Origin of the sequence: Mesorhizobium sp. M0047, from assembly GCF_040323315.1 — a bacterium.
GTDB lineage: Bacteria > Pseudomonadota > Alphaproteobacteria > Rhizobiales > Rhizobiaceae > Mesorhizobium.
In genome coordinates this window covers 170,843-191,149 of the sequence record NZ_JAMYUW010000007.1, presented here as the reverse complement: position 1 = coordinate 191,149, position 20,307 = coordinate 170,843, and the positions used below count along the sequence as shown (strand labels likewise).

Sequence of the window (20,307 nt, the reverse complement as noted above, 5' to 3'; positions counted from 1 at the left end):
AGCAGGGCGAAGCACCGCCCTGCCGCGGTTTGGGTTGTGGCCGCGGCCTATTGCTGGACCAGATTGTTGAACTTTTCCGTTGCCTCGACCAGATTGTCGCGCCAGAACTCGGCGTCCTGCAGCGTCTGCTTCTTGACGTTTTCGGGCGCCGAATTGATGTCCTTGATCCTCTCCTGCGGGATCTTGCCGGTCTCGAAAGCCTTTTCGTTGACCGGCCCATTATCGACATAGAGCGGCAGATTGGCCTGCAGTTGCGGGCTGACGAACATCGCCAGCGCCTTCATCGCCGCTTCCTTGTTCTTTGCACCCTTGGGAATGACCATGCAGTCGGCGGTCAGCACGCCCTGGTCGAAGGAGAAGCTGACCGGCGCACCCTGCTTCTTCAAGGTGCCGGCGCGGCCGTTCCAGATGCTCGCCATGTCGACTTCACCATCCTTGACCAGCTGCATGGCCTGGGCGCCGGAGGTCCACCAGGCATCGATATGGCCGCGGATCTTGTCAATGGATTTCAAGGCACCGTCGATATCGACCGGATAGACCTTGTCGATCGGAATGCCTTCGGCAAGTGCCGCGACGCTCAGCGTTTCCGTCGCCTGGCTGCCGCTCAGCGCGCGACGTCCCGGAAATTTCTCCACGTTCCAGAAATCGGCCCATGTCTTCGGCCCTTTGTCGCCGAAGACATCGGTCCGGTAGATGAGCACGACCGACGTGTAGGAAATGCCGACCCAGTCGTCATGGACCAGCTTCGGGTTGATGCCGCTCTTGTCGATGATGCCGTAGTCGAGCTTCTCGAACAGCCCTTCCTTCGAGCCGCGCGCGCATTCGTCGGCGCCGAGCTCCGTGATGTCCCACTTCACCGCATTGCCGGTCACCTGCAGCCGCACGTCGTCGAGGCCGTTGGTGGTGTCTTCCTTGATGGTGATGCCGAGCGCATCGGCGGTCGGCTTGAAGAACGCCTTTGTCTGCGCCTCCTGATAGGTGCCGCCCCACGAGGCAACGGTGATGGTGTCGCCCGCCATTGCGGGAGCTGCGAGCGAGGCCATGAGGCCGGCAACCGCAACGACGCTAACGCTTCTGATCCTGTTCATGTTTCGGCTCTCCAACCGGTGTTCCCATTTGTTTTTTGATTTCGCATGCTATCTTGTATACAATTTTGAGTGTAGCTTGGGAGTTGGCGATGTCAACACCGTCCTGCACGATCGGATTGTACGCGCTTCGTGCCGGACAGATGGCGAGAGATGGCTTCGTCGGAGACGTGGCAAATTACGCCGACTGCGATTACAGCTATGCGTGTTCCGGCTGAAAGACCGGAGAACTGGGAATGGAAGCTTGGCCAGAGAAACCAAAAATACGCTGCGCGACTCGGTCTATTCCTCGCTCAAGGCGATGATCGTGACCGGCCAGATTCCGCCGGGCTCGCGCGTCACCGAAAACGACATCGCCGCGAAGCTCAATGTCAGCCGCACCCCGGTGCGCGAGGCCTTCAACCGCCTCGAGCGCGACGGCCTGGTCACTGGCCGGCCGCGTCAGGGCTATGCCGTCACCGAGTTCGACATCAACATGTTCCGCGAGGCCTTCGAGATCCGCGAACTGCTCGACGGCCATGCGACCGAACTGGCCGCGACTGCTGCCTCGGAACAGGACAAGGCGCGGCTGCGCGCCATGCTGGTCGAATGCGAGCGGCTGGCCGCCATTCCGGACCGCACCAACAGGGAAAAGTTCCAGGAACTGGAAGTCGGCATCGACCTGCATCGCGTCATCGCCGAAATCAGCGGCAATGTGATGCTGCACGGCATGCTCTGCGGCATCCTCGACAAGTGCCAGCACTATGTCTGGACAGAACTCCTGTGGCTGGACGAATGGAAGATCGCCCGCGACGAGCATGCCGAAATCGTCGAGGCGATCTGCGCCGGCGACGCCGCCCGCGCCGGCACCCTGGCCCGCGCCCATGTGCGCGCATCGCGCGACAATGTCTTGCGCCTGCTGCAGGCCAAGTCGGACTATCGGAATTTCCTCGCCAAGGCGTCTTGAGGAACCACCTGGACGCTACTGATGCGCCGCGGGCCTGAGCCGTTCCCTCAGCCGGGAGATTCCAAGGGCATCATAGTCATGGGATGATCAGTGTGTGGTGGGATCAATCTGGCGGAGGCGCGAGCGCGCTTCAGCCACATTTTTTTGCTCGGATCTGATCCGGCAGCACAGGGCAAGGCTGATGCCAACGCCACGCTCCTCGTCCAGCATCTCGTTCGCTCGCTTGAGAAAGACTTCCGCCCGCTTGACGCGCTGCCTGGCTCTCGCCAGTTCCAGTTCCAGATGGTCGTGCATTATTCCGCACCCTTGAGGTTTGCGGTCCCTTCATGGGAAAACCGCTGCTGAGCGGTTTGGTTCCCGCCGATTGGCGGATGTGCCGATCGACGTTCAGCCCTTGCGCTCCTGCAGGCTGTTGCCGCCGTCGACCACCAGCAGGGCGCCGTTGACATAGCTGGCGCGTTCCGAGGCCAGGAACATCACCGCTGCGGCCACTTCGTCGGGTCGCCCGGCTCGCGCCGGCGGCGTATGCAGGGCAGCTTGCCGCTCCATCTCGCTCGACGAACCCGTTTCGATCCAGCCGGGGGCCACGGCGTTGGCCGTAATGCCGCTTTTTGCCACTTCCAGCGCCAGCGCGCGCGTCAGGCCGACCATGCCGGCCTTGGCGGCGGAATAGGCTGATGTGCCTTCGAAAGACACCAGCGGCCCGGTGACCGATGTCACATTGACGATGCGCCCGTAGCCCGCTTCGACCATCGCCGGCAGGAACGCACGGGTGACCAGAAACGCGGTCTTCAAGCTGACGTCGATCCCCTGATCCCAGTCGGCCTCGGTCATGGCTAGAAACGCCTTGTCGACCGATGGCGATGCCAGCGAGCCCATGCCGGCATTGTTGACCAGTATATCGACCGTGCCGACATCCGCCCGCAGCCGCGCGACATCGGCGGCTTTGGTGAGATCGGCAATTGCGGCGTTCGCATCGATGCCTTCGGCACTAAGCTCGGCGGCGCGATCGAGCACACGCGCACTGGCGCCGGTGAGGAAAACCGCGTGGCCGGCACGGCCGAGTTGCCGGGCAATGGCAAAGCCGATGCCGTCGGCCGCACCGGCCCCGGTGATTAAGGCGCGCTTGATATGGGTAGGAGGATGGGTCAAATCAGGCTCCACTGGTTTCCGCCTGTTCCCCTACTGTCGCAATCAACGAACCATAGTCCATGGATGAATTCGGCGCGCCGTCGCAGGTGATGATGAGAACTATGTCTACGCTATAGCCCTCCAAAGTGACACTCGGAAGCAGACCGGAACTTGCTGAAATCACGGCGAGTTTCCGGCCGCCTCCTCCCACGCCGTCAAAAGGCTGGAAGAAAATCTGTTGGACGTCTTCGCTGCCATGGCCCCATCCTCTTGAGAGCCAAGCTTGGCGCGGCTCATCCCAGATTCGACAGTCTCATGCGACGGTTCTCATCCACGCCAGGAAGGACTCTATCACCGCGGATCTCGGACTGTGGGGCATCCATACGATATAAAAACTGTAGCCTGGCAAGGATAATTGATGCGCTTTGACGAGCGAGCCGTTTTCCAGTTCACGGCCAACCACGACGTCACTACAGATCGCAATGCCTTGCCCGGCGACAACCGCATCGATCGCATGCAGTTCCTCGCGGAAGCTCAAATCCCAAGCTTTGTGCGGGATTAGGTCTGGATCGATTGAACGGGCCGTCGCTAGCCACCGGGGCCAGGTGGGAGCGTCCGGATCCCGGTTCATCCAGTCGAAATGGATCAACGGATAGCGCAGGAGATCAGCAGCACGCTCAATCGTTTCGCCCGTCGCTTGCCAATAATCGGGGACTGCATATGGGAAAGAAGGAATCACGGCATATCTCCTGCGCGGCAAAGCCCAAAGGCGAGCGACGCGTGTAGCGGATCGCCACATCTGCGGCGCCGGCGCGTAAATCGAGTACTGCGTCCGTCCCGATGATATCCAGTGGTACGGCCGGGTTGGCCTCTCGCCATTTAGGCAATCGAGGCACCAGCCATCGACTCGCGAAAGCGTTTGGGCTTGTCACCCGCAATGGTGCTTGAAAATCCGGCTCGGCGACTGCGGCAAGGGAGCCGGAGAGAAGATCAAAGCCGTTGCGGAGTATAGGAAACAGTCGCGTTCCCGCACCCGTCAACACGAGCGGGCGCGGTCGGCGCTGGAACAGCTTGCGACCGCATATCTCTTCCAACAAGCGGACTTGGTGACTGATCGCTGTCGGCGTCACGCCGAGTTCCGCCGCTGCGGCTTTGAAGCTGCCGTGCCGAGCGGCGGCCTCGAAGGCGTGCAAAGCGCGGAGAGGCGGGCAGTTTCCCATGCCGGCAGTGTAGATGAGTTCCTCTCATCTAGCAGCTAAGAATTTCGCTTTTGCAGAAGGTTGCGTCTCTGTGAGATCATAGTCCTGCCAGAACCGAGGGCGATACCGATGGAGATTCCGCGACAGACCGAGGCGCTATTGGGCCGACCCCATTCTCCGAGTGCGGCGATTGAACAGCTCCGGCAAGGCTTACGGGGCGAACTGGTGTTGCCGACGGACGCTACCTACGACCAGGCGCGCGGAGTCTGGAACGGGGCGATCGACAAACACCCTGCTGCAATTGTCCTTTGCGCCGATCCTGATGACGTCGTCCATGCCGTGACCTATGCCAGATCACACGGCTGTCTCGTGGCAGTTCGCAGCGGCGGCCACAACGTCGCCGGTCTGTCCGTCTGCGACGATGGGATGGTGATCGATCTATCCCGCATGAAGAAGATCGCAGTCGATCCTGGGCGTCGCATTGCCAGGGCCGAAGCTGGTCTGACCCTCGGCGAGTTCGACGCAGCCACGCTGGCCCACGGCCTTGCGACGACCATGGGCGTCAACAGCGACACTGGTATTGCCGGCCTCACGCTGGGTGGAGGCTTCGGCAAGCTCGGACGAAAGCACGGCCTGACTTGCGATAATTTGATCGCGGCTGAAATTGTCACGGCCGACGGACGGCTGTTGCGAACAAGCGCCAGCGAGTATCCCGAACTGTTCTGGGCCTTGCGAGGGGGCGGGGGCAATTTCGGCATCGTGACGACGTTCGAATACCGGCTGCACCCGCTTAGCCCGAACCTTCTCGTGGGCTCGGTGCTTCATGATTACGATCATGCGCGCGAGGCCATCCGGTTTTACGATGGATTCTCCCGCGACGCCCCGGACGAGGTGAGCGTCGATGCCGCGCTCGTCACGCTGCCCTCGGGCGAGCGTGCCTTCAGCATCTCGGCTTGCTACGTCGGGTCGCCCGAAGCGGGCGAACCAGTCATCGCACCGCTGATGAAATTCGGATCCCCCATCGACAGTCGCCTTCAAGCCATTCCTTATCTTCAGATCCAATCGGCCGCCGACAGCCTCTTTCCACGCGGGCGACGCTATTACTGGAAAGCGCAGTTCATGCGCGAGATCAGCGATGGCGCGATCGAGGCCCTGCTCGACGCTTACGCGCGGGCTCCCAATCGCTCCTCCCTGTTGGTTTTCCAGCAGGTCGGCGGCGCGATCGCTCGCATGCCCGCATCGCACTCGCCCTACGCCAATCGCGATGCGGCCTTTGACTGCTTCCCGATCGCGATCTGGGACGATCTGGCCGATGACGAGGCAAATACCCGCTGGGCGCGCGACCTGTGGGATGCGGTCAGACCATTCTCGACCGGTGGCGTCTATGCCAACAATCTCGGTGATGAGGGTGACGAGCGCGTGCGTGATGCCTACGGCGCCAATTATGAGCGCCTCGCTTCTATCAAGAAGCAATACGACCCGACCAATTTCTTTCGATTGAATCAGAACATCAGGCCTGAATAGTTCGGAACAAACATAACGGGGAACCGTGCGCCGTCGCTGGACGATCCTTTGTCCTGTTTGTCGCCCGCGCCGCAATGGCGTTTCAGTTTCAGAGCGTCGGCGCCGTCGCGCCTCTTATCAGCGATAGCGTCGGAGCGAGCCTGGCCGACATCGGCATTCTAATCGGCCTCTATCTTGCACCGGGAGTCGCATTGGCCCTGCCTGGCGCGACCATCGGCCAGCGCTATGGCGATAAGGCGACCGTTCTTGCCGGGCTCCTGATGATGCTGGCGGGTGAAATGCTGATGGCGGCATCGCCGTTCTGGAGCCTGCAGGTCGGCGGTCGATTGATAAGCGGCACTGGCGGCGTTCTCCTGAACGTCCTGATGACCAAGATGGTCGCCGACTGGTTTGCCGGCCGGGAAATCGCAACCGCCATGGCCATCTACATCAACTCGTGGCCAGCAGGCATCGCTATCGCTCTCATGCTGCTGCCGGCAATCGCAACGACATTCGGAGTGACCGCCGTGGCCATTGCCGTTTCGGTCCTGGTCATCGTCGCCATCGGCCTGATGACCTTCATCTACCGCACCCCGGAGGTACTGCCCGCTGGTGGCGTCGAACGCTCTGGCATTTCGGCGGCGACAACCTATGCCCTTATTGCCGCCGGCCTGATCTGGTGCCTCTACAATGTCGGCTTCGCAATGGTCTTCAGCTTCGGGCCGTCAATGCTCGTCGAGCGCGGGTGGTCCAACTCTGCGGCGGGATCGACGATCAGCGTCGTGCTTTGGCTGGCCACGCTTTCGGTCCCCCTGGGTGGCTTCCTGACCGATCGCACCAAGCGTGGCGGCGTGGTTCTCGCCACGGGCTGTGTAGGCTTTGCATTTCTGATGCTCCTTCTGTCGAGAAGCGGACCAGTGTTTGCCCTCATCATCGCCATGGGGATCGCAGGCGGGTTGCCTGCCGGCGCGATCATGAGCTTGCCGACGCGCGTGCTCAACCAGAAGACGCGCTCGATCGGGATGGGGGTGTTCTACACCGTCTACTATGCCGGCATGCTGGCTGGGCCGACGATCGGCGGCAAACTTGCAACCTGGGCCGGCAGCTCGGCCGCCGCGCTCGATTTCGGCGCTGCCGTGCTCCTTCTTTGCCCTCTCCTCCTTTGGTCATTCCACCGGATCAGCCGCCTCCCACAGACGATGGTGGTGGTTACATACAGGCAAGGCGGCTAGCCGGGCTGGGACCGCCGTATGCTCGATGATGGGAAACGGCGGTCTATGGCGTTCGCACATCAGGACGATTTAGAGTCAAATGGCGCGCCAGCGTGGATGAAACTGATAGCTACATTTCCGCTGAAGTACTTTGACATTTCAGCCGTTCGCCGTGGAAGCAGCCGTGAGCGGCCAAGAGCCGCCGGAATCACTACGACGATCCAGATTGGTGCCTGAAAAGCGACGTGCAACCAGGGGATGCAGGGTAGGCTCGCTGGTCTATCTCTGATGCGGGTTAGGACGGCGCTCATGATCAAAGTCGGCGGCAATTGCACGTGTCGTCTCAACGAAGTCGCGAAGTGCACGTCGGGCGCCTCGCGGTCGCCACGCGACGGCAAGTTCCCAAGCGAGATCATCCGCGGCATCGGTAAGCAGAACAAAAGCGACACCATCCACCTGCATTGTGCGAGCGCCCTCGGGCACAAGCGACACACCCAGTCCAGCCGCGACCAGACTTAGAATAGTGTGCATCTGTCGTGCCTCCTGTGCGATGCGCGGCAAGAAGCCGGCGCGACGGCAGGCCTGGGTGATCCGGGCGTGCAGGCTCGGCCCCTGGCGATACGGGAAGAGGATGAACGGTTTCGACGCCAGGTCGGCAATGCGGCATTCGCCCCATGTCGAGAGTAAGTCGGTTGATGACACCGCAACCAACAGACGGTCGCGGTGCATCGTCTCAATCTCCAGTCCGTCTATCGCCTTGAGAGGTGGATGAAGGAACCCGAGGTCGACGGCGCCTCTCTCAAGGTCAGCGAGCTGCGCGTCGGTAGGTCGCTCGTCGAGACGGATTGTGGCGTCCGGCCAAGTTCGTCGAAATGCCCGGATGGCGGCGGGAAGCACACGATAGAGGGCCGCAGACACAAAGTTGATGGAGAGTTCCGCCAAGTCGTCTGAAGCGGCGCGACGAGCCATGCGAATCGCCTCTTCGGCCTGGATGAGGGTCTGGCGCGCTTCCTCCAAGAACACCCGGCCCGCCGCAGTCAGGCTGACGACACGTCGGGTACGCTCGAAGAGTGGGAAACCGAGATCTGCTTCTAACCGCTTGATAGCCTGGCTGAGCGGCGGCTGAGCCATGCCGAGGCGGACTGCCGCTCTGCCGAAATGAAGTTCCTCGGCCACGGCCACAAACTGCCTCATCCGAAGAAGATCGACTGTCATACCTAAAAGGTCTCAATATAGATCGCGTTGATATTGGATCATGTCTCGGTCGGCCACAATATGGGGAGGGAATGACAACGTGGAGAATATCGATGCGATTGAGAACCGTCACAACGGCCGCTGCTGCATCCCTTTTTGCAGCATCGTCTGTATCGGCCGAAATCAGGCGCGAAAACTTCCAGGTCACGACAGATTATGGAGTTCAGCTCGCCGTTCGGGAGGTCAGCGACACGAAAGCGGGCGGAGGCAAACCGCCGGTAATCTTGGTGCATGGCGCGCGCGTACCCGGGATTGCCTCGTTCGACCTACCGGTGCAGGGCGGCTCGCTCGCAGCTGACCTGGCGCGCGCGGGGCACCGTGTGTTCGTGATGGACGTGCGAGGCTATGGCGGTTCGAGCCGTGCCGGGCAGGACGGGAGCGCGGACGGCGATCCGCTTGCTAATTCCCACGAGGTCATGCGCGACATTGGCGCGGTCGCCGACGCGGTCGAGCGGCGCGCCGGCAACAGGCAGGTAGCGCTCCTCGGCTGGGCGACTGGTGGTCACTGGAGCGGAATGTACGCTGCCCTCAATCCTGAGCGGGTCAGCCACCTCGTTTTCTACAACAGCCTATATGGCGGCACGCGCGGGCACCCCTTGCTCGGACCTGACGGCGAGAACGCCGATCCCGCCGATCGCACGCGTTTCAATGTAGCGAAGTTTGGCGCCTACCGCCTGAACACGGCCGCATCGCTCCTGCCATCCTGGGATCGCTCGATACCGATCGAGCACAAGGCGGATTGGCGCGATCCCGCTGTCGCAGAAGCCTATCAGGAGGCAGCACTCGCTTCAGACCCGACGTCAGCTCAGCGCAATCCCGCATCGTTCCGGGCACCCTCCGGAGCTATGGAAGACAGCTTCTATCTGGCGTCCGGACGTCAGCTCTGGGACGCGGCCGCCATCACGGCGCGCGTGCTGATTGTCCGTTCCGCCAACGATTTCTGGAGCCGTCAGCAGGACGTCACGATGCTCCAGCGTCATCTGATCAACGCCGAAGACCTGCGCGCTATCACGATCCGGGACGCGACGCACTACGTCCACCTCGATCGGTCCGAACGCGGGCGTGCCCAGTTCCTTGCGGCCGTCATCGAGCATCTGTCCCAGACGACCGGTGGAGAAGTGCAGCAATGAACAATTCAACCTTTAGGACTTCAATCGATCGTCGCACGATACTGACTGGCCTCGCAGTGCTCGGGGCAATGGATCGCAGGAAATCGTGAAGTCGGCTGGGGATGGCGCGCCCGAAGAGATTCGAACTCCTGACCCCCAGATTCGTAGTCTGGTGCTCTATCCAGCTGAGCTACGGGCGCGCATCAGGCCATGCTTCCATGACCCCGCGATCCGATCGTGAACGACCGGCCGCGACGAGACGTGTTCCCTAGCGACTGAATTTCGGAAAAGCAAGCCGATCCGGCAAAAGTTTTGTCGCAGGCGTGTCATCCGGCGATGACGGCCCGTTTCCCAGCGCCTCAAAACCACCAAAACGCATCGTGTCCGGGCGGCCTCAAGCGATGCGCTTCCGATGCATGACGTGCCCATGGCCGGAGATGCCGCCTTCGGGCGACATGTTTCTGCAAGGAAATGGAGGAAAGGTCAGTGGCCGGGTCAAAACAGCGCCGAACCGTCATGCCGGGCGGCGCAGGCCGTTGCTGCGGGCCTGGTCGAGCCGTGCCGGCTGGTCGGGAATGGTGACCGCGAATGTGGTGCGCCCGCCAATGCTCTCGACCAGCTCCACCGTGCCGCCATGCGCCCGGATCAGTTCGTGCGCAATCGCCAGTCCAAGGCCGGTGCCGCCGCTGCGGGCCGAGCCGCGGAACGCCGCGAACAGGTTCTCCCGCGCCTTGGGCGGCAGCCCCGGTCCGGTATCGCTGACGGCGATGCGGCTGACACTGCCGAGGCGCACGGCCGACACCGCCAGGCGGCGCACCAGGGCGCTTTCACTGTCTGCTGCCATCGCCTGCACGGAATTCCGGCACAGATTGGTGAGCACGCGGAACAGCTGATCGGAATCAGCGTCCACCTCGAAGGTCGGTTCGACGGAATTGACGAACTCGATGCCCTGCCCGATGTCGAGCAGGCCGTGCACGTCCTCGACCAGCTGGCGCAGCCTCAAGCGTCGGCGCGCCGGTGGCGGCTCCTGCGTGCGGCCATAGGCGAGCACGCCTTCGGAATAGGAGACGGCTCGGTCGAGCGCGCGCAGCAGTTTCGGCGCGAAGGCCTGCACGGTCGGGTCCTTGACCTGGCGCAGGCGGTCCGACATCAGCTGCGCCGAGGCCAGGATGTTGCGCATGTCATGGTTGATCTTGGAGACGGCAAGGCCGAGGTCGGCAAGGTGCTTCTGCTCGGAGAGCATTTTTTGCAGCCGTTCCTGCATCTGCGACAGTTCGCGCTCGGCAACGCCGATCTCGTCGGCGCGGGCGGCCGGGTGGATGATGCGCCCCGGATCGTCGGGGGCTTCCGAAAAGGACAGCATCGAGCGCGTCATCGTCCGGATCGGGCCGATCATGATCAGGTCGATCGCGGCATAGACCAGCATTGCGGTGAACAGCGAGATCAGCAGCGAGACGAAGGCGACGTTGCGTGAGTATCGCAGCATCGCATTGCGCAGGCTGTTGTCGGGCATGATCAGCTCGAACTCCTTGTCGGAGTCGCCGACGGGCCCGAAAACGCGCAGCATCCGGTCACCGCCGAAAAACAGCGTGTCGAGCGCGCCGGTCATGCCCTTGATCATGCCGATGCCGGCGATATCGATGTGTTCGTCGACCTTCGGCGGCATTTCGGCCACCACCAGCAGCCGCGAGACGCCGCCGTCGCGCACCGCGATCGCCTTGGCGCCGATCGCCATCAGCACGTCGTTCTGGGCCGTGCGTGACAGCGAGGTTGGCTCACCCTGCACCAGCACGATCGACACCGCCGCCGCCGTGCTCAGCCGCTCCTTCAGCCAGTTCAGCCGGTAGCTGGCGATCCAGGGCAGGAAGATCAGCACTTCGGCCAAAAGCACGAAAACGATGGTGAGCAGCAGCAGCTTGGTCGACAGGCCGCGAGACAGCGGCACCGTGCGCACGATGGTGGGTTCGGCCGTGCCGGTCCCTTCCTGCGCTTGTATGGTTTCGCTCATGCGGTCCATGTCTTCACAATCACTTGATCAACGCAGATTAGGCGATTACGGCTTTCTTGCCAATTTCATCCTTGTCGGAAACATAAACCGGCCAGAACGACTCCGGGTTTCGGTCCGACGACTCCGGATTGACTTCCAAAAGCCTTCTTTCTATAAGCCCGCACACGCTCGGGCCATTCGTCCCGGCGCGGTTTCGATCGCGCCAAAAACGCCCCGGCAAAGCTCCTGTTACACAGTGACAGAATCAAGAAGGGCCGCACCCCGCGGTATTAAAACAAATGAAGCGTACCTACCAACCGTCCAAACTCGTCCGCAAACGTCGGCACGGCTTTCGTGCCCGCATGGCCACCAAGGGTGGTCGCGGCGTCGTCGCAGCTCGCCGCAATCGCGGCCGCAAGCGGCTCAGCGCCTGAACGGAAGACGAGATCGTTGCCCGCAACCGGCAAGCCAGTGGGACCAAATCCCCAGCGGCTTCTGAAGCGCGCGGAATTTCTGGCCGTCCGTCGTGGTGAAAAGCGACGTGGGCGGCTTTTTCTCGTTGAAGTTCTCGACCGCGGCGACGGCCTGTCGCCGCGCATCGGTTACACCGTCACCAAGAAGGTCGGCAATGCGGTTATCCGCAACCGCGTCCGGCGGCGGCTGCGAGAAGCCGTCCGTACACACGCTGCATGTGACATGGCGCCTGGCAATGACTATGTCATCGTCGGGCGCGAAGACGTGCTTACCATTCCGTTCGGCCAGTTGAAGGCCGAACTCTCCCGCCGACTGCGCGGAACACGATAGGCCAAGGGCTTTCGATGGAAAACAACCGGAATTTCTTCATCACCATCGCATTGTCGGTGCTGATCCTGGCCGTATGGCAATATTTTTACGTGTTGCCGCGCAGCGAGCAGCAGCGCGAGGCGGCCCGCGTCGAACAGCAGCGCATCGAGGAGCAGAAGAAGGCCGCCCAGGGCACCAATCCCGGCACCGACACCGGAACGCCCGCTGCTCCTGGCGCCATTCCGAACGCACCCGGCACCGATGCCGTGACGCCGGCCGGCCGCGAACAGGCTCTGGCCACGACGACCCGCGCCAAGATCGATACGCCGAGCCTCGAGGGTTCGATCAACCTGACTGGCGCCCGTCTCGACGACCTCAAGCTCAAGCATTACACCGAGACGGTCGACAAGAACTCGCCCGAGATCAGCCTGCTCAACCCGGCGGCACTCCCCAATGGCTATTATGCCGAGATCGGCTTCGTCGGCAACGACAAGACCGGTGCGGTGCCTGGTCCCGAGACTGTATGGACCGTCGACGGCAATGCGACACTGACGCCGACGACGCCGGTCACCCTGACCTATTCGAATGACAAGGGCCTGACCTTCAAGCGCACCTTTTCCGTCGATACCAACTACATGTTCACGGTTTCCGACACGGTGCAGAATGCGGGCACGGCTGCCGTCTCGCTGTCCAACTACGGCCGCGTCACCCGGTTCGACAAGCCGCTCGTCGCCAGCACCTATGTGCTGCATGAGGGCTTGATCGGCTTCACCGGCACCGAAGGCCTGCAGGAACACAAATACGCGTCCATCGAAAAGGACAAGCAGGCCACGCCGGGCAAGTCGACCGATGGCTGGCTTGGCATCACCGACAAATACTGGGCGGTGACGCTGGTGCCGACGGAGAAGCAGCCGTTCCAGCCGCGCTACGCCTATTTCGAGGACGGCCGCCACCGCTACCAGTCCGATTTCCTGACCGATCCGATCACAGTCGCCGCCGGTCAGTCGGCGACGGTGGAGAGCGAAATCTTCGCCGGCGCCAAGGAAGTCGCCAAGATCAATGCCTATGCGGAAGACCGTCACATCAAGCGGTTCGACCTGTTGATCGACTGGGGCTGGTTCCACTTCATTACCAAGCCGATGTTCTGGCTGATCGACACGCTCTACAAATTCTTCGGCAATTTCGGCCTGGCGATCCTCGCCACCACCGTCATCGTCAAGGCCATCTTCTTCCCGCTCGCCAACAAGTCCTATGCGTCGATGGCGAACATGAAAAAGGTGCAGCCGAAAATGCTCGAAATCCGCGAGAAATACGCGGACGACAAGATGAAGCAGCAGCAGGCGATGATGGAGCTGTACAAGACCGAGAAGATCAACCCGCTCGCCGGCTGCTGGCCGGTGGCGCTGCAGATCCCGGTCTTCTTCTCGCTCTACAAGGTCCTTTACATCACCATCGAGATGCGGCACGCGCCGTTCTTCGGCTGGATCCAGGATCTGGCGGCACCCGATCCGACCTCGATCTTCAACCTGTTCGGCCTCGTTCCGGTCACGCTGCCGCACATGCTGATGATCGGCGTCTGGCCGCTGATCATGGGCGTTACCATGTTCCTGCAGATGCGCATGAACCCGACGCCGCCGGACCCGACGCAGGCGGCCATCTTCACCTGGATGCCGGTCATCTTCACCTTCATGATGGCGGGTTTCCCGGCCGGCCTCGTCATCTACTGGGCCTGGAACAACACGCTGTCGATTCTCCAGCAGGGCGTGATCATGAAACGCCAGGGCGCCAAGATCGAGCTGTGGGACAATCTGGTTGCGCTGTTCCGGAAGAAACCGTCACCGGCGGAATAGCAGGCGCTCGTTTTGCGGACTCAAGAAGCCTCGGGTTCACACGCCCGAGGCTTCTTCGTTGGTGGACATCCCATTTCGACCGATTTCCAATATCCGGCGAAACTTTGGCCGCCACGCCTCGTAACTGCGTATCACTATTCCCTACGGCATGGGTTTGGTGCGCACCACCGCGTTTTTTCGCGACGCTGACAAGATAGTGTTGCCAAGACGGCTTCCGGCGCAAAGGCGCCGGTGTTTGGGAGGCCGTAGCGGCAGACCGGGGTCCTGTTGGCCTCCACGGGGCCCCGGTTCTTTTGCTTGGACTCGAAGATTCTGTGGGCTTTGGCTGTCGAAGCAGATGAACGCCGGCTGCTCCGGGGATCGTCGACCTTGCCTGTGTGCGGCAGCAAATGAGCAATGCCGCCATGGAAAGCTCGCTCGTCAGCCGATTGGTGCTATAGGGCGGATCACGCTATTTTTGAACGGGCGCGTGCGAACTTCGCTCTGCGCCAGGCGGCCAATTCTTTGATGGACTTCGACATGGACGGACCCAACCCAGACATCAAGCACCCGATCCCGATGTATACCCGCGTCGGCTTCCTCAAGGCACTGGTGAACGCGCCGAATATCGAAATCGGCGATTACACCTATTATGACGACCCCGACGGGCCGGACAAATTTGCTGAAAAATGCGTCCTGCATCATTATCCGTTCATTGGCGACAAGCTCATCATCGGCAAGTTCTGCGCCATCGCCGAGGGTGCGCGCTTCATCATGAATGGCGCCAACCACGCAATGTCCGGCTTTTCGACCTACCCGTTCAACATTTTCGGCCATGGCTGGGAAAGGGGTTTTGACCCAGCGACCTGGTCGAAGGAGGTTCGTGGCGACACGATCGTCGGCAACGACGTCTGGATCGGCATGGAGGCGGTGATCCTGCCCGGGTTGGAAATAGGTCATGGCGCCATCATCGCCGCGAAATCGGTGGTGACGCACGACGCCCCGCCCTATGCAATCGTCGCCGGCAACCCGGCCAAGGTGGTTAAGATGCGTTTCGACGACCGCACGATCAGGCGGCTGCTGGCAGTGGCGTGGTGGGACTGGCCGGTGGACAAGATCAGCCGCAACCTCGACGCTATCCGGGGTGCCAATATTTCTCTTCTGGAGGCAGCAGCTTGAACGCTCTGAACAGCAGCACGATCGGCACCGAACTGTTTACGCGGGGATGGGTATTCATTCGCGGCGTGCCGGCAATGAAATTCCTGCCGCCGGAAGGACCGCCGGAAATCGCTTTTGCCGGCCGCTCGAATGTCGGCAAATCGTCGCTGATCAACGCGTTGGTCAACCAGAAGGGGCTGGCCCGTACCTCCAACACGCCGGGACGCACGCAGGAGCTCAACTATTTCGTGCCGGACGGTTTTTCGGGCGAGGGCGCAGACCTGCCGCCCTTGGCGCTTGTCGACATGCCGGGTTACGGCTACGCCACGGCACCGAAGGAGAAGGTAGACGAGTGGACCAAGCTGGTCTTCGACTATCTCAAGGGCCGCGTCACGCTGAAGCGGGTCTATGTGCTGATCGACGCCCGACACGGCATCAAGGCCAAGGACGATGAAGTGCTGTCGCTGCTCGACAAGGCGGCCGTGTCCTATCAGATCGTGCTGACCAAGACCGACAAGATCAAGGCTGCCGGCGTGCCGCGGCTGATCGAGGAGACGCTGGCAAAGATCAAGAAGCGGCCGGCAGCGTTTCCGTTCGTTCTGGCGACATCTTCGGAAAAGGCCGAGGGCCTGCAGGAATTGCAGGCCGCGATAGTGCTTGCGGCCAATGGCGGATAGAACAATTCCCAAAGCGCATAGCGCCTTCCCTTAGGAATTGCGCGGAAACAAAAATGCTAAGGCTTGGCCTCGATGGCAATCGTCTGATGGCTTTCTTCCGCCACGAGCCTTTCGGTGCCGTAAGCCTTCAGGAACATGCTGACGCCTGACGTGACGATGTGGTCGATCTCGTCCTGCGACGGGGCCTTGGTTCGGTAGGCGAAGATGCACTGGCGGAACAGACTGGCCAAGCACAGTTCAGTGAACTGATAGGCGGCGAGATCGACATCATCGATCCGCAACAGGCCGCGCTCGATGGCAGCATTGAGAAAGGCCACGACCTTGTCGTGACCGCGCTTGGGTCCACGTTCGTAAAAACGCGCGCCCATGTCGGGAATCCGGTCGGATGCGCCGATCACCGTACGCTGTGCCTGGATGACCTTGGCTGATGTGATCTTGAGCGCCAGCACCTTGCCGAACTTCACCAGTGTCTGGCGAAGGTCGTCGGATTTCTCCAGCATGTCGTACATGTTCTTGAAGATGCTGCCGCGCTCTTCCTCGATCAGCGCTTCGAACAGCTCTTCCTTGTTGGCGAAGTAGACATAGATCGTGCCCTTGGAGACACCGGCCTCGCGGGTGATGTCGTTCATCGACGCAGCTTCGAAGCCCTTGTCTATGAAGACACGCCGGGCGCCATCGATGATCTGGCTACGCTTGACCGGGTCCTGCCCTGCCGCCGGGCGACCACGGCGCAAGCTGTCCAGCAAATCGCCACACTGGTCGGTTTCGACGTTGGGCAGAGTCTCGGCCATAAAGGTCACACCTCGAAAATAATTCGAACCATCCGGTTCGATTGCACTTGATATGGTCCTCTTTACGCGCTATGTCAACGTCCGGATCGAACCGAACGGTTCAGTACTATTACATTAGAGAGATGTCATGTCCTCGAACGCGCCAACATCAGCCGAAGTCCGTCCCTTCCCCAACGCCAAGGTCGCGCCGGCGACGGAAGCACCTGAAATACCAGTCCAGCCCGCGGTATCGCCGCCGCCGACAGAGGCTCCGGCCAAGAAGAAGCGCTCGGTGCGCTCCTTTCTGCTGCCCGTCATCGGCGTTGCCTTGCTGGGTGCCGGCGCCTGGTACGGTTACGACTATTGGACCATGGGCCGCTTCATGATCTCGACGGACGATGCCTATGTACAGGCCGATATGGCGTTCATATCGCCCAAGATTTCCGGCTATGTCGATCAGGTCAAGGTCGGCGAGAACCAGCTGGTCAAGGCCGGCGACCCACTGCTCGTCGTTGATGATGGCGACTATAAAATAGCTGTCGCCCAGGCCGAGGCGCAGATGGCCACGTTGAGCAAGACGCTCGACCGTATCGACGCCCAGACCGAAGCGGCGCGCGCCTCGTTGCAGCAGGCCCAGGCGCAGAAGGTCGCCGACCGTGCCTCTGCCGACAATGCGGCCAAAGTCGCGGCGCGCGCCTCGCAGCTGCTCAAGACGCATGTCGGCACGCAGGCGCAACTGGACGACGCCCAGACGGCAGTCCAGCAGGCCGACGCAGCCCTTGTCGGCGCCGACGCGCAGATCGCCGCGGCGCAGGCCAATATCGGCGTGCTGCAGGCGCAGCGCGCCGAATCGGCAAGCACGCTCGCATCCTTGCAGCTCAGCCACGACAAGGCCCTGCGGGATCTTTCCTTCACCGTACTCAAGGCGCCTTACGACGGTGTCGTCGGCAACCGTTCCGTGGAGCAGGGCGATCTCGTCAGCCCCGGCCAGAAGCTTGCCGTCATCGTGCCGATGGACAAGCTCTACATCGTCGCCAACTTCAAGGAGACGCAGCTTGCCCGGCTGGTGCCCGGTGAGAAGGTCAAGATCTCGGTCGATGCGACCGACGGCCAGGACTTCGAGGGAACCGTCTCGTCGCTCGCGCCGGCTTCCGGTGCCGTGTTCTCGCTGCTGCCGCCCGAAAACGCCACCGGCAACTTCACCAAGGTCGTGCAGCGCGTTCCGGTCCGCATCGACGTACCCGCCGACGCGCTGAAGAGCGGCAAGCTGCGCGCCGGCCTCAGCGTCGTCGTCGCCGTCGACAGCCGCACCGCCCCCGCCGCGTCGGCGTCGGCCGCCGCGTCGAACTGAGCGGCCGCCGGGGAGCAATGCCATGGCAACCGCAACCCTGACAGCAGGAGCGCCGCCGGCAAGGCCGGCTGTGCCCGACACCATCTCGACACGGCGCGTCATCGCTTTCCTGGCGATGGTGTTCGGCATGTTCATGGCCATCCTGGATATCCAGATCGTCTCCGCCTCGCTGGCCGAGATCCAGGCCGGCCTGAGCGCCAGTTCCGATGAAATCCCGTGGGTGCAGACCGCCTATCTGATCGCCGAGGTGGTGATGATCCCGCTGTCGGGCTTCCTCAGCCGGATGCTGTCGACGCGCGTGCTGTTCACGATTTCGGCGGCGGGCTTTACCGCTGCCAGCGCCCTTGCCGCGACCGCCACCAACATCGACCAGATGATCGTCTACCGCGCCGTCCAGGGCTTCATCGGCGGCGGCATGATCCCGAGCGTCTTCGCTGCCGCCTTCACCATCTTCCCGCCGTCGCGCCGCGCCGTGGTGTCGCCGATGATCGGCCTGGTGGCAACGTTGGCGCCGACCATCGGCCCGACGGTCGGCGGCTATATCAGCCATGCAATGTCCTGGCATTGGCTGTTCCTGGTCAATGTCGTGCCCGGCATCCTGGTGACGACGGCGGCCTGGACGCTGATCGACTTCGACAAGCCCAATCTCAAGCTGTTCAGCAAGTTCGACTGGTGGGGTCTCGCCGGCATGGCGGCCTTCCTGGGCTGCATGGAATATGTGCTTGAGGAAGGACCCAACAACGACTGGCTGCAGGACCAGGGCGTCTTCATCTGCGCCATTGTCATGACCATTGGCGGGGTGCTGTTCTTCTGGCGCGTGTTCACGGCCGAAGAGCCGATCGTCGACCTGAAGGCCTTCACCAATATCAATTTCGCCTTCGGCTCGCTGTTTTCCTTCGTCATCGGCATCGGCCTCTACGGCCTGACCTATCTCTACCCGGTGTTTCTCGGGCGCATCCGCGGCTATGATTCGATGATGATCGGCGAGGCGCTGTTCGTCAGCGGACTGGCGATGTTCTTCACCGCACCGATCTCGGGCATCCTGTCGAACAAGATCGACCCGCGGCTAATGATGATGATCGGCTTTTTCGGCTTCGCCACCGGCACTTGGTGGATGACGCATCTGACCGCCGATTGGGATTTCTACGAGCTGCTCATCCCGCAGATCCTGCGGGGCTGTTCGATGATGCTGTGCATGGTGCCGATCAACAACATAGCGCTCGGCACGCTGCCGCCGGAGCGGTTGAAGAATGCGTCCGGCCTGTTCAATCTCACCCGCAACCTTGGTGGCGCCGTCGGCCTCGCCCTGATCAACACGGTGCTGATCGACCGCAATGCCTTCCACTTCGCAAGGCTTTCCGAGCATGTGCAATGGGGCAGTGAAGCCGCGCAGTCCAAGCTGCAGAACATGACGCTCAATTTCGAGCAGACCCCCGGCCTGAACGCGACAAATGCCGCGATCTCCAAGCTGTCGGGCATGGTCCATCAGCAGGCGTCGCTGCTGTCCTTCATGGACGTGTTCTTCATGCTGACGGTGCTGTTTGCGACGCTCGGGCTGTTCACCATGCTGATCCGCAAGCCGGTCCCCGCCGGCGGCGGCGGTGGCGGGCACTGATTCCGGAGCAAGTCCAGGAATAGTAAAAGGCGGTTTTCCGTCAGGAATTGCGACAAAGATACGTGGGCAGCGTTTCGGGAAGCTCCTCCAGTCCACGCCCGAAAAGCTGTGACCGCGCAAAAAACTCCGGGCTGCCAAGCCCGGAGTTTTTCGTTTCCAGTTTGGAACTTGTCAGGCGGTCGCGGGCTTGAAGCTCAGCGCTACGCCGTTGATGCAGTGGCGCAGGCCGGTCGGCGCCGGGCCATCGTCGAAGACGTGGCCAAGATGGCCGCCGCAACGGCGGCAATGCACCTCGGTGCGGGTCATGCCGAGCGACCTGTCCACGGTTTTGCCGATGCCATTGGGGATCTCTTGCCAGAAGCTCGGCCAGCCGGTGCCGGAATCAAACTTCGTCTCCGACGGGTAGACCGGCAGGTCGCAGCCGGCGCAGGCAAAGATGCCCTTGCGGTGTTCGTTGAGCAGCGGGCTCGTACCGGGATACTCCGTGCCTCCCTTGCGCAGCACGTCGAAGGCAGCCGGCGACAGGATGGCTTTCCATTCGGCGTCGGTCTTGGTGACTTCGAACTTCTCGGCGGCCTGCGCCGCCTGCGGGCTGCTCATGCGCAGCACTGTCGCCGCGCCCCCGGCGACGCCAATGGCGGCGGCACCGCTCCAAAGAAAGTCGCGACGGTTCATGACCAGTTCCTCCTATTGTCTCTT

20 protein-coding genes and 1 tRNA gene are annotated in these 20,307 nt (G+C 61.9%); 11 read left to right on the top strand and 10 right to left on the bottom strand.

Translation table 11 applies throughout. The annotated features are described in order from the left end of the window. Positions 1–47: 47 nt before the first annotated feature. A complete protein-coding gene (locus NKJ89_RS09385) occupies positions 48–1,088 on the bottom strand; it encodes an ABC transporter substrate-binding protein (protein ID WP_352601807.1) in 1,041 nt (346 codons plus the stop codon). A gap of 241 nt (positions 1,089–1,329) precedes the next feature. On the opposite strand from NKJ89_RS09385, the gene NKJ89_RS09380 reads away from it, so the two are divergent. Beyond that, positions 1,330–2,031, top strand: a complete 702-nt coding sequence (locus NKJ89_RS09380) for a GntR family transcriptional regulator (RefSeq protein ID WP_352601805.1) — start codon at positions 1,330–1,332, stop codon at positions 2,029–2,031. Between the two features lie 87 nt (positions 2,032–2,118). Here NKJ89_RS09380 and NKJ89_RS09375 read toward each other — a convergent pair whose 3' ends face one another. The 4 genes from NKJ89_RS09375 to NKJ89_RS09360 form a co-directional block, all read right to left on the bottom strand. Further along, entirely contained in the window at positions 2,119–2,325 is a 207-nt protein-coding gene (locus NKJ89_RS09375; protein ID WP_023761350.1) for a hypothetical protein, read from the bottom strand. A 93-nt stretch (positions 2,326–2,418) separates the two neighbouring features. Then, positions 2,419–3,183 (bottom strand): SDR family NAD(P)-dependent oxidoreductase, encoded by a 765-nt coding sequence (locus NKJ89_RS09370; protein WP_352601803.1) that lies wholly within the window; start codon positions 3,181–3,183, stop codon positions 2,419–2,421. A gap of 292 nt (positions 3,184–3,475) precedes the next feature. Next, positions 3,476–3,901 (bottom strand): LysR substrate-binding domain-containing protein, encoded by a 426-nt coding sequence (locus NKJ89_RS09365; RefSeq protein WP_352601801.1) that lies wholly within the window; start codon positions 3,899–3,901, stop codon positions 3,476–3,478. Further along, positions 3,840–4,382 (bottom strand): LysR family transcriptional regulator, encoded by a 543-nt coding sequence (locus tag NKJ89_RS09360; RefSeq protein WP_352601799.1) that lies wholly within the window; start codon positions 4,380–4,382, stop codon positions 3,840–3,842. Before NKJ89_RS09360 ends, NKJ89_RS09365 begins: the two co-directional genes overlap by 62 nt. Positions 4,383–4,490: 108 nt before the next feature. Here NKJ89_RS09360 and NKJ89_RS09355 point away from each other — a divergent pair, with 108 nt between their 5' ends. Together NKJ89_RS09355 and NKJ89_RS09350 are read left to right on the top strand one after the other, a co-directional pair. Beyond that, positions 4,491–5,885 (top strand): FAD-binding oxidoreductase, encoded by a 1,395-nt coding sequence (locus NKJ89_RS09355; protein WP_352601797.1) that lies wholly within the window; start codon positions 4,491–4,493, stop codon positions 5,883–5,885. A 74-nt stretch (positions 5,886–5,959) separates the two neighbouring features. Then, positions 5,960–7,096, top strand: a complete 1,137-nt coding sequence (locus NKJ89_RS09350; protein ID WP_352601795.1) for an MFS transporter — start codon at positions 5,960–5,962, stop codon at positions 7,094–7,096. 258 nt (positions 7,097–7,354) lie between these two features. On the opposite strand, the gene NKJ89_RS09345 is transcribed toward NKJ89_RS09350, so the two are convergent. Further along, the gene (locus NKJ89_RS09345; protein ID WP_352601793.1) at positions 7,355–8,290 is read right to left on the bottom strand and encodes a LysR family transcriptional regulator; all 936 of its coding nucleotides are present in this window, start codon (positions 8,288–8,290) and stop codon (positions 7,355–7,357) included. Between the two features lie 92 nt (positions 8,291–8,382). Here NKJ89_RS09345 and NKJ89_RS09340 point away from each other — a divergent pair, with 92 nt between their 5' ends. After that, complete coding sequence (locus NKJ89_RS09340; protein ID WP_352601791.1) at positions 8,383–9,459, top strand: alpha/beta hydrolase; 1,077 nt, start codon at positions 8,383–8,385, stop codon at positions 9,457–9,459. A gap of 102 nt (positions 9,460–9,561) precedes the next feature. On the opposite strand, the gene NKJ89_RS09335 is transcribed toward NKJ89_RS09340, so the two are convergent. After that, positions 9,562–9,638 (bottom strand) — tRNA-Arg (locus NKJ89_RS09335). A gap of 314 nt (positions 9,639–9,952) precedes the next feature. Further along, positions 9,953–11,446: an ATP-binding protein gene (locus NKJ89_RS09330; RefSeq protein ID WP_023761356.1), complete on the bottom strand. Its 1,494-nt coding sequence runs from the start codon at positions 11,444–11,446 to the stop codon at positions 9,953–9,955. 278 nt (positions 11,447–11,724) lie between these two features. Here NKJ89_RS09330 and rpmH point away from each other — a divergent pair, with 278 nt between their 5' ends. The 5 genes from rpmH to yihA all read left to right on the top strand — a co-directional run bounded on the left by rpmH (position 11,725) and on the right by yihA (position 15,872). Beyond that, a complete protein-coding gene (gene rpmH / locus NKJ89_RS09325) occupies positions 11,725–11,859 on the top strand; it encodes a 50S ribosomal protein L34 (RefSeq protein WP_008833937.1) in 135 nt (44 codons plus the stop codon). A gap of 16 nt (positions 11,860–11,875) precedes the next feature. Further along, positions 11,876–12,229: a ribonuclease P protein component gene (gene rnpA / locus NKJ89_RS09320; RefSeq protein ID WP_352601789.1), complete on the top strand. Its 354-nt coding sequence runs from the start codon at positions 11,876–11,878 to the stop codon at positions 12,227–12,229. A gap of 14 nt (positions 12,230–12,243) precedes the next feature. Further along, the gene (yidC, locus tag NKJ89_RS09315; RefSeq protein WP_352601787.1) at positions 12,244–14,058 is read left to right on the top strand and encodes a membrane protein insertase YidC; all 1,815 of its coding nucleotides are present in this window, start codon (positions 12,244–12,246) and stop codon (positions 14,056–14,058) included. Positions 14,059–14,577: 519 nt separating this feature from the next. Beyond that, positions 14,578–15,216: a CatB-related O-acetyltransferase gene (locus tag NKJ89_RS09310; protein ID WP_352601786.1), complete on the top strand. Its 639-nt coding sequence runs from the start codon at positions 14,578–14,580 to the stop codon at positions 15,214–15,216. Then, positions 15,213–15,872, top strand: coding sequence for a ribosome biogenesis GTP-binding protein YihA/YsxC (gene yihA, locus NKJ89_RS09305; protein ID WP_352601785.1), 660 nt, complete (start codon positions 15,213–15,215; stop codon positions 15,870–15,872). Before NKJ89_RS09310 ends, yihA begins: the two co-directional genes overlap by 4 nt. A gap of 56 nt (positions 15,873–15,928) precedes the next feature. On the opposite strand, the gene NKJ89_RS09300 is transcribed toward yihA, so the two are convergent. Continuing rightward, complete coding sequence (locus NKJ89_RS09300) at positions 15,929–16,663, bottom strand: TetR/AcrR family transcriptional regulator (protein ID WP_352601783.1); 735 nt, start codon at positions 16,661–16,663, stop codon at positions 15,929–15,931. 127 nt (positions 16,664–16,790) lie between these two features. On the opposite strand from NKJ89_RS09300, the gene NKJ89_RS09295 reads away from it, so the two are divergent. Together NKJ89_RS09295 and NKJ89_RS09290 are read left to right on the top strand one after the other, a co-directional pair. Then, on the top strand, positions 16,791–17,993 hold the full coding sequence (locus tag NKJ89_RS09295; protein WP_352601781.1) for an HlyD family secretion protein: 1,203 nt from the start codon (positions 16,791–16,793) through the stop codon (positions 17,991–17,993). A 22-nt stretch (positions 17,994–18,015) separates the two neighbouring features. Then, positions 18,016–19,608, top strand: a complete 1,593-nt coding sequence (locus NKJ89_RS09290) for a DHA2 family efflux MFS transporter permease subunit (RefSeq protein WP_352601779.1) — start codon at positions 18,016–18,018, stop codon at positions 19,606–19,608. A gap of 171 nt (positions 19,609–19,779) precedes the next feature. Here the strand turns inward: NKJ89_RS09290 and msrB are convergent, their stop codons facing one another. Further along, positions 19,780–20,283, bottom strand: a complete 504-nt coding sequence (gene msrB / locus NKJ89_RS09285; protein WP_352601777.1) for a peptide-methionine (R)-S-oxide reductase MsrB — start codon at positions 20,281–20,283, stop codon at positions 19,780–19,782. Positions 20,284–20,307: the final 24 nt, after the last annotated feature.